The sequence below is a fragment of the Limnohabitans sp. genome, assembly GCF_017848645.1.
Lineage (GTDB): Bacteria > Pseudomonadota > Gammaproteobacteria > Burkholderiales > Burkholderiaceae_C > Limnohabitans_A.
The window spans coordinates 1-11,391 of the sequence record NZ_JAFEIF010000032.1 but is presented as its reverse complement, the minus strand read 5'-3'; the positions used below and the strand labels follow the sequence as shown (position 1 = coordinate 11,391).

Genomic DNA, 11,391 nt, shown 5'->3' with positions numbered 1-11,391 from the left:
TTCTCTTTCAGAGTTTCTTGCCAAGGCTGGCGGGCTCGGTCACCACCTGCTCACCCGCGCTCACACCGGACAGCACCTCGACGGTCTGACCAGTGGTGCGCCCCAAGCGCACTTGGCGCAAACGCGGTTGGCCTTTTGCGTCCATCACGTAAACACCGGTCATTTCGGCGCGGCGCACGATGGCTGTGAGCGGCAAGAAAACGCGGCCGGCTTGGGCTGCATCCTTGGCTCCGTTCTGGGCCGCAGCGCTGGCCGAGCTGCCAGGCACCCAAACCCGGGCGAACATGCCGGGCACCAAGCCCTCAACGCCCGCTGGCAATGCCACACGCAACTGTGCGGTGTGCGTCACCGGGTCTACAGCAGGCATCAGTTGCACGCTGGCCGCTGCCACGCTGGTGTGGCCCGCGATCTCATAACGCACCGATTTCAACTGGTTGCGAACACCTTGAATCATCGACTGCGGCACCGCCGCGCTCACGCGCAAAGCCGAGGGGTCGTGCAAGGTCATCAAGGGGCGGCCCGGCATGGCCATGTCACCCAAGGTGACGGGCACATCGGACACCACGCCATTAAAGGGGGCACGCACGCTGAAGAAACCCGTCTGGGTTTGGGCCGCGCGGGTTTGGGCTTGCTGGGCATTCACCTGCGCCTGAGCGGCTTCGTACTGGGCTTGGGCGCGTTCGAGTGCGCCCTGGCTGATGTACTGCTTCTGGAAGAGTTGCTTTTGGCGGTCCAGCTCTTTGCTGGCCACGCGCAAATTGGCCTGCGCGGCTTCGAGCTGGGCGTTGCTGCCCGCCACGTTTTGCTGGGCAGCGCTGGCATCAATACGCAGCAACTCTTGCCCGGCCCGCACCCGGTCACCGGCCTTGACGTTCAAACTGACAATGGCCCCGGGGACCTGGGCCGACAAGGTGGCCTGGCGCACCGCCTCGACCACCGCATCCAGGCTCACCTCTTGAGCACCCGCCGCACTGGCTTGGGCGGCCACACTTTTGACCGCTGCCGCATCGGCATTGGCCCAAACTGGGACGCTGGTCAAACCAGTCAGTGCCATGGCCGAGGCCAGTATCAATCGTCTGTTCATCAAAGCTTCTCCGTCAAACCGTTGATTTTGCGCATTTAGTTGTTTGCTTATATGCGCAATGATACAATGAACTTCAGCAACACGTCAAACAGTGTCCGGCAATCGCTTGATTTGTTGTGTAATGGAGCGCTCATGAAAGACCTGCCAGCCAAAGCCCTCGATCAGATTGCGGCCTATTTCCAGGCGCTGTCGGAGCCCACACGCCTGAAAATCCTGAATCTGCTGCGCGACACCGAACACAACGTGGGCGAATTGGCCCAGCTTTCGGGTTACTCGGCGGCCAACGTGTCACGCCACTTGTCTCACTTGGCGCAGCACGGCATCGTCGCGCGCGAGAGCCGGGGCGCCAGTGTGTTCTACAAAGTGAGCGATCCCTCCATCTACGCCCTGTGCGACCTGGTCTGCGCCAACATCGCGCGGCAATACGAACAAACTTCCAGCGACCGGGCCTTGTTCACGCCGGGTTGACCTCTCGGGCATTTCGCTAGGCATGCACCCCCGCATGCTCAGTCGCCGCTGGACGCACCAACCCACGTCCTGAATCTGAACGCATCACAAAAAGCTATCATGGCGCTCCAACAGCCCTACCCTCCACTCAAGGGCCACTCAGGAGACCTGCATGAGCCGAATCGTGAACGCCGAGAAAAAGAAAAACCTGTGCGCCCGCTTGGCCCGCATTGAAGGGCAGCTTCGCGGTTTGCAAAAACTCATCGAAGCCGATGCCGATTGCGAAAAAATTGCCCAACAAATGGCCGCCGCCCGCAAGGCGCTGGACAAATCCTTTTTCTCCATGGTCGGCTGCATGATCGAGCAAGGGGATCAGTCGCCCGAGCACGTGGCGGAAATGCTGACCAAGTTCGCTTGAAACCCAAGCTCCGCCTGATTTGCGTCCACCCAGGAATTGAGCGGTAGCACCGCAGCCGCTCCAGGCACCAACGGCCGACATTCATTCAAGTCTTGCACCAAGCAGCGGTCAAAAAGTAGGCTGGGGACGTCTCTTGGCTGACAAGCTGATCACCTGGACGGCCCCTCCAGATTTTCCGGCTTGACCAAGAGCCAACCGCGCTTGGCCCACTCGTGCCTGCCACCATGTACATGTCGGATGTTGGTGAAGCCCAGCCCTTCCAGCGCCTGGGTCACGGCAGGTGAGCCGCTTTGGATGCTCAGATCAACAAGACCGTCTGATCGGCTTGCATGGGGATCTCGGCCACGCACTGCGCCACTTGGCTCCTGGGCAAAAAGACCTCTCCCTGCGCCATGCCCGACAAGCCAGGCGTCCTGCCGAACAGACAAACGCATGGCCAGCAGCTTGAATGCAGGCTTGGGGTCATAGTTTTTGACTAACGATAGTTTAGATAAAACAAAATAGTTTTTTGATTTATTAAAGCTATCATTACGCCATTGAACAACAAACTCAACCATGACCTCCTTATCCCTTCACCCCCTGCCCTGGCCCGACTTGTTGGCCCAACACGCTCGCCAACGCCCACGGGTCTTGCTGGGCTTGGGCATTGCATTGGCGGGCATATGGGTCTTGCTGCTGCAAGGCCAGGTCTGGCTGGCCGAGGCCACACAACACGAGGTGGTGCGCTGGGCATTGTGGGGCGGCAGCGCAGGCCTGGCCGCCACCACTATCGGGGCTTTGCCCGCTGTTTTCCTGAAGAGCCTGAAAGCCCAACACGAGGACGCCATGCTGAGCATGGCCGCGGGCATGATGCTGGCTGCTGCGGCTTTTTCACTCTTGCTGCCCGGCATCGAAGCGGGCACCCAACTGACGGGCCATGCCCTCACGGGCGCAGGCCTGGTGGTGCTGGGCATGGGCTTGGGCGTTTTGCTCATGCTGGGTCTGGACGCTTTCACACCCCACGAGCACGACAAAACCGGCCCCTGTGGCCCCGGCCATGACCGCTGCCAGCGCGTGTGGCTGTTCGTGATGGCCGTGGCCATCCACAACCTGCCCGAAGGCATGGCTGTAGGGGTCGGGTTTGCGCAAGGCGACTTGTCGGTCGGCCTGCCACTGGCCACGGCCATCGCCCTGCAAGACATCCCTGAAGGCCTGGCCGTGGCCATGACTTTGCGGGCCATCGGCACCCCCGCCTGGAAGGCCGTAAGCATTGCTGCTCTGGGAGGCTTGCTCGAACCCATTGGCGCTCTCATCGGGGTCAGCTTGGTGGGTCACTCAGCGCTGGCCTACCCCGTGGGCTTGGGTCTGGCTGCAGGCGCCATGCTGTTTGTGGTGTCGCACGAAGTGATTCCCGAAACCCACCGCAACGGACACCAAACCACCGCCACCCTGGGCCTGATGGCAGGCTTCGCGCTCATGATGGTGCTCGACACCAGTCTGGGTTGATCATTTTTTTAACCACAAGGAAACATTATGAAAATCGACATCGGCATCTCTGAATCGCACCGCCAGGCCATCACCGAGGGCTTGAGCCACTTGCTGGCCGACACCTACACGCTGTACATGACCACACACAACTTCCACTGGAACGTGACCGGCCCCATGTTCAACAGCCTGCACGCCATGTTCATGCTGCAGTACACCGAATTGTGGAACGCGGTGGACCCGATTGCCGAGCGCATCCGCTCGCTGGGCCACCCGGCGCCGGGCTCGTATGCCCAGTTTGCCAAACTCAGCTCGCTGCCCGACGCACCCGCCCTGCCCCCCAAAGCACTTCAGATGGTCGCCATCCTGGCGCAAGGGCACGAAGCCGTGGCCCGCACTGCACGCGGCTTGTACGAGGTGGTGGAACAAGCCAAGGACGAGCCCAGCGCCGACTTGCTGACCCAGCGCATTGCCGTGCACGAGCAAACCGCCTGGATGCTGCGCAGCTTGCTCGAAGAGTAAGGCGTTCAGGTTGGGGCGTTATGGTCGAGGCGTTCTGCGCCGACCTTTGCGCTATGCAGCCGGGCGGTGTCCACACACGCAGCCGCACCGATGCACCCCGGCGGCTCAGGGACAAGGTTTGACCGATAGGATGCAGCCCTTGGTCGAAACACGACCTCCACCCAAGCCCTGACGTGAAAAAACCTGCACCGCCTGAACATCCCTCCAACAAGCTGTCGAGACACATGGTGCAAGAACTGCGCTCCGATCACGCCGGCGAGACTGGGGCTGTTTACATCTACCAAGGTATCACTGTCGTGGCTCGCTGGCGGCAAGATGCCGAGTTGCTGGCCTTTGCTCGCGCACATGGCGACACCGAAGCCGAGCATCTGAAGCTGGTGGAAGAGTGGCTTCCCCCTGCACTTCGCAGCCGCTTGCTGCTGCCCTGGCGCATGGCAGGTTGGCTGACCGGAGCGCTGCCCGCGTTGTTTGGCCGCCGCGCCGTCTACGGCACCATCGCCGCGGTCGAGACCTTCGTAGACGTGCATTACCAACAACAAATAGACCACCTGCAGGTGCACGGCGGCCCAGATGGCCTGCTGCCTTTGTTGCTGCGCTGCCAAGCCGACGAACAGCACCACCGCGACGAAGCCACTGCGCTTGCAGGCCCGCACACCCCCTGGTTGTTGCGCCTGTGGTGTGCGGTGGTCGGTTCGGGATCAGCGGCTGCGGTTGTGCTCGCCCGGCGAATTTAGCGGGGTGGCTTCACGCAAATCAATCCCCTCGTGCTGTGCGATTTTTTCGAGAGCGTTTTCGAACAAGCTGCGTGCCGAACCCGAGATGGCGCGCAAATACGAGTGCAGGTGCGCATCTTCGGTGTTCTTGTTCAGGCATTCCTGGCTGTAGGCCTCAAAGCTGGCCAACTGCGCGATCAGTTCGGCCACATGCTTGGGGCACTCGCACAGCACATTGGTCGAGATACCCGCCACGCGCCGCAAAGTGTCGTCCGAGTATTTGCGCCCGGTGATCACCGCCCCCTGGTGGCCATAGGCCTGGGCCCGGTCGCGGTCCACAAACAAAATCGACTGCAGCAACTCGGCCAACTCACTGTCCGAGATCGGGTCGCGCCGGACCGTCAAACCCGCCAGCTTCATGGCTTGCACGATCTTGTCGGGTGCGAAGTGGTAGAGCACGATGGTCTGCGCAAACGGCTGGCGCTGCATTAGCGCCTGGATCGATTCGAACACCGAGTCCTGCAGCGAGTTGACCTTGATCAGCAGCACTTGCGGCTTGTCTGACAAAGGCGCGTGACGCGCGGCGGCCAGGTCATCGAGCACATCGGTGACCTGAATGCGGTGCTGGCTCAACACCGCTGCGAACTGCCGCGACTCGATGCGGTTGGCCAGGCCCAAACCCACCACGGCCAGGCACACGGGCTGGGCCAGTGCCTGGGGCGGCTGGGCCTGATGGTCGGGGTGGCACAGCTGGCGCAGCTGGGCCAGATCCAGACGAGCGATGCTGCCAATGCCATGCCCCGCCCCCGACAGCTGCTTGAGCAAGAGCGCCTTGGACACATCGTGCTCGGCAAACAGGCGTTGGTTGCCCTCGGTCTTGACGGGGGTGAAAGCCCCATAACGCGTTTGCCAGATGCGCAAAGTGGAGACCGGAATCTCGGTGACTTTGGAGACGGCACCGATGCGGTAGAGCGGGGACTGAGCGCTGGGAATATGGGGCACAGAGGCTTTCTTTGTTCAGGTATTGCGTAGATCTTATGTCGAAATACTCTTAAAAACCAAAAAATCATGGATTTGAGGAGTTATTGGTCGCAAAATTCTCCTCACTGGGGGTTCAACAAATGATTTCGAACAAAACCATCAACGCCATGGACGTGTGCGTGCTGATCGCCGCACAGCAAAACCTGGGCCGCGTCTCCACCACCGAGCTGTCCCAGCGCTTGCAGCTGTCTGTCTCCAACCTGGAAAGCATCCTCAAACCACTCAAAGACCAGCAGATCGTGTCCTCCCGCAAAGGCCCGGGGGGCGGCTACGAAATTCGGGGCGACCTGGCGCTGATTTCGATGTGGGACATCGCAGCCGTGTTCGAGCCCACCTTGGCTCAGCAAGGCAGCGAAGCGCAGCCCATCGACGCTGCAGACTTCGAATGGGGCCTCGAGCAGGTGATCATCGGCACGCTGAGCCAGTTCTCCTTGTCGGATTTCGTGACCACGCACGCGCTGCAAGCACCGATTGAAACGCCTGTGGTCAACCGCTTCAAGTTCAAACCCCTGGCTGCCCCCCTGGTGCCCAAGGCCCCCAACTCGGTGTTTCAGTTGCACATGGCGATGTAGGCCCTGCTGGCCTGGCGGCAGAAAGGCCCATCATGAGCACGTTCAACAAGACGCAGACTTGGTTGGACCTTGGCACCCGAACCGCTCGCTAGAATGAGCCATCGGGCCCGCCCAGACCACCAGAGCATTCCCATGAACAACCTGCCTGTTGATGACGCCTTGCGCATCGAATTGCACAACGAGGTCCACGCCCGACCCAGCGCCCGCATCCATTTGCCGGCCTTCATTGTGCTGGTCGGTGTGTTCAACAGCGGGGTCAGCCGCGAGCAGGAATGGGAGCACCTCAAGCGCCTGCATCCTGATTTGTTGTTCGAAGAGATTCAAGGCAACTTTGTGCGCCTGCGCCTGGGCGCTTACACCCTCAAGTGGGAGCGTCATACCGAATTCACCCGCTACTCACTGGTGCAAGCGCTGCCGCAAGGCGTGGACCTGGAGTCCCAAGACACCCATCTGCTGAGCCACTTGGCCTTGCCCGATGGTTGGCTGGCCGCCATTCCCGGGCGGACCTTCGCGGCCATTGAACTCATCATGCTGCACGACGATTTGAGCGAGTCTCAACAATCCTTGCGCAAAGCGCAGAAATGGTTTGGCGAAGACACCGTGGTGGCCTCGCGCATGGGCAACCCCGCGCACTCGCTGGTGGTGACCGACTTCCATTTGCGCCCCAGCGGCTTTGAACGCATCTTGGTGCTGGCCCCAGAATCCACCAGCGACTCGCGGGGCGGGCGCATATCGCAGCGCTTGCTGGAGTTGGAAACCTACCGCCTGATGGCTCTGCGCGGTTTGCCCGTCGCCAAGTCCGTGGGCGCGCAACTGGGTCTGGCCGAACGCGAACTGGCCGACATCACGGCCGCCTTGCAAAACAAGGCCGCACAAGACCAAACCATGCTCGACCGCCTGATCGGTCTGGCCGCCTCGGTCGAACTCATCACCGCCGAACACGCCTTTCGCTTTGCCGCCACCGCCGCCTACGACAAGCTGGTGCGCGAGCGCATCACCGAGCTGCGCGAATCACCCATCAGCGGCACCCAAACCATTGGTGAATTCATGCGGCGGCGCTTGTCGCCTGCCATGGCGACCGTGGCCGCCACGGGGCAGCGCCTGTCCAATCTGTCCGAGCGCATCAGCCGCACCAGCGCCTTGCTGCGCACGCGCGTGGACATCGCGACCGAAGAACAAAACAGCCAGTTGCTGGCCAAACTCACCAAAGGCCAAGAGCTGCAGCTGCGCTTGCAAACCACGGTGGAAGGTCTGTCGATCGCGGCCATTTCGTACTACGTCATCAGCCTCTTGCTGTATTTGGGCAAAGCCGCCAAAGCCGCTGGCCTGCCCATCCACCCCGAAATGGCCGCAGGCGCTTTTGTGCCCCTGGTGCTGTGGCTGGTGTGGCGCACCAACAAGCGCATCCACGACAAACTGCGCAGTGAGGGCTGAGCCTACGCGAATCAGCCACGTGACCTCGGCTTGCGCCGGCTCATGCTGGCGCAGACAGTTGGGCAAGCTTCGTTAGTGGCAAGCCTAGAGGTTTCACAGTGCGTTCAATGGAATCTTCAGGTAACGCTGGCCGTTGTCTTCGGGCGGCGGCATGTGGCCAGCGCGCATGTTGATTTGTACCGAAGGCAGGATCAGCACGGGCATGGACAAGGTGGCATCGCGCTTTTCACGCATGGCCACAAACTCGGCCTCACTCACGCCTTGGTGCACATGCACATTGGCCTTTTTCTGCTCGGCCACGGTGGTCACGCACTGGGGCTGGCGGGACTCTGGCGGGTAGTCATGGCACAAAAACAGCTCGGTGCTGTCCGGCAGACTCAGCACTTTCTGGATGGACTGGAACAACACATTGGCACTGCCCCCAGGAAAGTCGCATCGGGCGGTGCCGTAGTCGGGCATAAACAAGGTGTCACCCACAAAGGCCACCTGCCGTGCGGGCTCTGCGCTCGGGTCCGTCACCACATAAGTCATGCAGGCAGGGGTGTGGCCCGGGGTGTGCATGGCCCGCACCTGCAAGCCACCGATCTGAAAATCCTCACCATCGCTCAGCAAGCGGTCAAACTGGCTGCCGTCGCGGGCGAATTCGGTGCCCGCGTTGAACAGCTTGCCAAAGACGTTTTGCACCGTGGTGATGTGCGCACCAATGGCCAGTTGACCGCCCAGCTGCTTTTGCAAATAGGGCGCGGCCGACAAATGGTCGGCGTGCACATGCGTCTCCAAAATCCACTGCACGCGCAGGTCCAGCGCCTTCACACGCGCCACCAACTGGTCGGCACTTGCGGTGCTGGTGCGGCCCGATTTGGGGTCATAGTCCAGCACGCTGTCGATCAGGGCGCACTGCCGGGTGGCCAAATCGGCCAGCAGGTGGCTGAAGGTGAAGGTGGCCGGGTCAAAAAACGATTCGATGTGCATGGGACTTCCTTCTGGGGCTGGTGTTGCATCGGACCCTGGGTGTGCAAGCTCAAGGGCCTCCACTTCGTCAGGTAATATCAGCCAAAACGAATATTGTCGCTGAATGGCTGCAAGACCTCCAACAATGGCCTCTGCGCCCATGTTCAGAAACCAACATATCTTCGCGCTTGTCCTCACGCTGGCTCTGCATGCGGGGGTGTGGCTGTTGGCCGGCGGATACGGATTCAGATACATCAGCCCAGCCGAGGCACCCCAAAAACTTGAAAAAATCGTCTTTCTGGCGCTGATCCCGCCACCGCGCCAGCCGCTGAATGAACCGCCATCAGCGCCCCAAACATCGCCAAACGCATCGCCCACGCCCAACCAGGCTTTGGCGGCCCCTGCCCCAGCGTCCTTGCCCGATCGCCCTCGCACCAGCATGGCCGCGCCCCCGCCACCCACCGCCGAAGAATGGGCTTTTGCCGCGAACTACACGAACAAAAACAGCAAGGGCTACCGCTACAGCTGGGGCCAGCAAGTGCGCAGCATGATGGGCACAGCCGTCGAAGGCCCCGACCAGGGCGTGGTGCGCTTTCGCATCGAGATCGCACCCGACGGCCGCTTGACGCAGCTGCAAACCCTGTGGACCACCTCTGCCGTGGCCGAACAACTCGCCCGCCAAGCCATACAAAACATGCCACCGCTGCCGCCCACCCCCACGGGCAAGCCGCTGATTTTTGACAAGACGATTTCGTTTTCACCTTTTGCCAACGACGGGCCTCCCATTTACAGGGACGACTGCAAACCCGAGCCGCCCGTATTCCGCAACCCCTTTGCTTGGGACGGCAAATCGCCCCAAGTGGTGGCCGCACCCACCCCGACCGTCCCACTGGACCCGCAAGCGCTGGCCGATTGCCTGCGCCAGCTGCCCCAAGACAGCGTCGAAGCCGAAAGCGCCAGCGACCAGCGCCTGATGGACCAATGGGGATCGCGCAAAACAGGGCGTTGAGCCACTCGTTGAACGGCCCGGCGCCCCCAGACGTCGTCCCGCTTGAACGCTCATTGAGGCCTCAGCGCTGGCGCATGGCCAGCACCGGCCACAGCAGCACCGCTGCCGCCACACCCACACCTGCGGCCATGCCCAGCAAAGCGGCCCAGTCCACCCCATAGCCCATGTCGGCCAGTGTGGACTTGAACAAAGACGGCAACGCCAACACCGCCGCCAGCGTCACCAGCACGGCCAAGGCTGCCAGCGTTGAGGCGCTGACGAGCGCCAGCTTCTTGCGGTTGATCAGCATGACCGCCGCCCACACCAGCGCCAAAGGCAACAGCGCCGGCCACAGGTCCCAAGCGATTTCGTAGGCGATGTTCATCGCCAGCCAGATTTCATACATGTGCGTCTCCTGATGTTGTGAATGGGCTTCAAACCCGGCCCTTGAGCGTCGCCATGTAGGCAGGCTTGAGCATGCGGTATTTCATCAGCCAGGCGAAATAGCTCGCCTGCAGCGGATCGATCATGGGCAGCGATGGCGTGAGGTTGCCTGCGTAGTCGAACTCGATCAGCATGGCCGAGCCTTCTTTCACGATCAGCGGGCACGAGGTGTAGCCGTCAAACTTCTGGCCGGGCGTGCGGCCCGCGATCACGTCCACCAAGTGCTCGGCCACGATGGGTGCGCTCTTTTTGACGGTGGCCGCCGTCTTGCCACGTGGTGTGCCGTTCACATCGCCCACGCCAAACACGTTGGGATAGCGGCGGTGTTGCAGGGTGTCCTTGTCCACCTCCAGCCAGCCGCCTGCGGCAAAGGGGCCCTCTTTCCAGGCCAGGTCGGAATTCTTGACCGCATCGGGCGCACGCATGGGCGGCACCACATGGATGAAGTCGTAAGGCACCTCGGTGCTCGTGCCTTCGGGCGAGACAAAACGCGCCCGCTGCGCACCGATGTCGATGCCCTGCAGCTTTTGTGTGGTCTCGACCGCGATGCCCAGATCGCTCCAGCGCGAGAGCACGTTGTCGTTGACCACCTTGACGCCAAACACATTGCCCAGCGCCGAGTAAAACGTGACTTTGGATTGGCCCAACGTGCCCGATTGCGCCAAGCGGTCGCGCAGCATGAAGGTCATCTTGAGGGGCGCGCCCGCGCACTTGAGCGGCGTGGCCGGCAGCGTCAGCACCGCGTTGCCGCCCTTGCGCCGAAACGCGTCCATGCTGGCCCAAGTGGCCTGCGCCGCCTCGGGGCTGGGGTAGACGCTGGTCAGGCCCTTTTGGCCAATCGCGTTCACATCCATGCCCTCGATCAGCGACCAGTCCTGGTGCGTGCCCATGGCCACCACCAGATAGTCGTATGGAACGCGCTGGCCCGACGCCGTGACCACGGTATTGCTGGCCGGGTCCAGCTCGCTGACCATGTCCTTGATCCAGTTGAGCTGCGGCGGGTGAAAGTCAGCATTGCGGTCGCGCACCTTGCTCACGGGCCACACGCCCGTGGCCACCAGGGTGTACCCGGGCTGGTAGTTGTGTTCTTCCTTGCGGTCGATCAGGGTGATCTTGGCCCCGTCGAGCAAGGCATGGAGCCGGTTGGCCACGGCAATGCCACCCAAGCCACCACCCAAAATCACGATGTGCGCCTGCGTTTTGGTTTTGGCCGCCTGGGCAGCGGGCGCGGCGCTGGCCAAAACGGCAGCACCTGCCGAGCCCAGCAACCACTGGCGGCGGCTCAGCGCGGTGGTTGAGGCGCGGGTTAAGTT

14 protein-coding genes are annotated in these 11,391 nt (G+C 61.8%); 8 read left to right on the top strand and 6 right to left on the bottom strand.

What is annotated here, in order from left to right; all coding sequences use genetic code 11:
- Positions 1 to 7 precede the first annotated feature (7 nt).
- On the bottom strand, positions 8 to 1,084 hold the full coding sequence (locus tag QZ190_RS07735; protein ID WP_291915201.1) for an efflux RND transporter periplasmic adaptor subunit: 1,077 nt from the start codon (positions 1,082 to 1,084) through the stop codon (positions 8 to 10).
- Between the two features lie 132 nt (positions 1,085 to 1,216).
- Here QZ190_RS07735 and QZ190_RS07730 point away from each other — a divergent pair, with 132 nt between their 5' ends.
- Together QZ190_RS07730 and QZ190_RS07725 are read left to right on the top strand one after the other, a co-directional pair.
- Positions 1,217 to 1,552, top strand: coding sequence for a helix-turn-helix transcriptional regulator (locus QZ190_RS07730; protein ID WP_291915200.1), 336 nt, complete (start codon positions 1,217 to 1,219; stop codon positions 1,550 to 1,552).
- A gap of 151 nt (positions 1,553 to 1,703) precedes the next feature.
- Positions 1,704 to 1,949 carry a metal-sensing transcriptional repressor gene (locus QZ190_RS07725; protein WP_019430145.1) on the top strand — a complete coding sequence of 82 codons (246 nt, stop codon included), beginning with the start codon at positions 1,704 to 1,706 and terminating at the stop codon, positions 1,947 to 1,949.
- Between the two features lie 149 nt (positions 1,950 to 2,098).
- Here QZ190_RS07725 and QZ190_RS07720 read toward each other — a convergent pair whose 3' ends face one another.
- On the bottom strand, positions 2,099 to 2,506 hold the full coding sequence (locus QZ190_RS07720) for a hypothetical protein (RefSeq protein WP_291915199.1): 408 nt from the start codon (positions 2,504 to 2,506) through the stop codon (positions 2,099 to 2,101).
- Between QZ190_RS07720 and QZ190_RS07715 the strand changes: the two genes are divergently transcribed.
- The 3 genes from QZ190_RS07715 (at position 2,505) to QZ190_RS07705 (ending at position 4,669) form a co-directional block, all read left to right on the top strand.
- Positions 2,505 to 3,434, top strand: coding sequence for a ZIP family metal transporter (locus tag QZ190_RS07715; RefSeq protein ID WP_291915198.1), 930 nt, complete (start codon positions 2,505 to 2,507; stop codon positions 3,432 to 3,434). The two genes, QZ190_RS07720 and QZ190_RS07715, sit on opposite strands and share 2 nt — an antisense overlap.
- A gap of 27 nt (positions 3,435 to 3,461) precedes the next feature.
- A complete protein-coding gene (locus QZ190_RS07710; RefSeq protein ID WP_291915197.1) occupies positions 3,462 to 3,935 on the top strand; it encodes a Dps family protein in 474 nt (157 codons plus the stop codon).
- Positions 3,936 to 4,108: 173 nt separating this feature from the next.
- A complete protein-coding gene (locus tag QZ190_RS07705) occupies positions 4,109 to 4,669 on the top strand; it encodes a demethoxyubiquinone hydroxylase family protein (RefSeq protein WP_291915196.1) in 561 nt (186 codons plus the stop codon).
- On the opposite strand, the gene QZ190_RS07700 is transcribed toward QZ190_RS07705, so the two are convergent.
- The gene (locus QZ190_RS07700; protein WP_291915195.1) at positions 4,634 to 5,650 is read right to left on the bottom strand and encodes a MerR family transcriptional regulator; all 1,017 of its coding nucleotides are present in this window, start codon (positions 5,648 to 5,650) and stop codon (positions 4,634 to 4,636) included. The genes QZ190_RS07705 and QZ190_RS07700 overlap by 36 nt on opposite strands.
- A 119-nt stretch (positions 5,651 to 5,769) precedes the next feature.
- On the opposite strand from QZ190_RS07700, the gene QZ190_RS07695 reads away from it, so the two are divergent.
- Complete coding sequence (locus tag QZ190_RS07695; protein ID WP_291915194.1) at positions 5,770 to 6,261, top strand: Rrf2 family transcriptional regulator; 492 nt, start codon at positions 5,770 to 5,772, stop codon at positions 6,259 to 6,261.
- A gap of 132 nt (positions 6,262 to 6,393) precedes the next feature.
- A complete protein-coding gene (locus tag QZ190_RS07690; RefSeq protein ID WP_291915193.1) occupies positions 6,394 to 7,695 on the top strand; it encodes a DUF3422 family protein in 1,302 nt (433 codons plus the stop codon).
- A gap of 93 nt (positions 7,696 to 7,788) precedes the next feature.
- Here QZ190_RS07690 and QZ190_RS07685 read toward each other — a convergent pair whose 3' ends face one another.
- Positions 7,789 to 8,667, bottom strand: a complete 879-nt coding sequence (locus tag QZ190_RS07685; RefSeq protein WP_291915192.1) for an MBL fold metallo-hydrolase — start codon at positions 8,665 to 8,667, stop codon at positions 7,789 to 7,791.
- A 394-nt stretch (positions 8,668 to 9,061) separates the two neighbouring features.
- Here QZ190_RS07685 and QZ190_RS07680 point away from each other — a divergent pair, with 394 nt between their 5' ends.
- Positions 9,062 to 9,655, top strand: a complete 594-nt coding sequence (locus tag QZ190_RS07680) for an energy transducer TonB (RefSeq protein WP_291915191.1) — start codon at positions 9,062 to 9,064, stop codon at positions 9,653 to 9,655.
- Between the two features lie 61 nt (positions 9,656 to 9,716).
- Here the strand turns inward: QZ190_RS07680 and QZ190_RS07675 are convergent, their stop codons facing one another.
- Both QZ190_RS07675 and QZ190_RS07670 read right to left on the bottom strand, forming a co-directional pair.
- On the bottom strand, positions 9,717 to 10,040 hold the full coding sequence (locus QZ190_RS07675) for a hypothetical protein (protein ID WP_291915190.1): 324 nt from the start codon (positions 10,038 to 10,040) through the stop codon (positions 9,717 to 9,719).
- Between the two features lie 28 nt (positions 10,041 to 10,068).
- On the bottom strand, positions 10,069 to 11,346 hold the full coding sequence (locus tag QZ190_RS07670) for an FAD/NAD(P)-binding oxidoreductase (protein WP_291915252.1): 1,278 nt from the start codon (positions 11,344 to 11,346) through the stop codon (positions 10,069 to 10,071).
- Between the last annotated feature and the right edge of the window lie 45 nt (positions 11,347 to 11,391).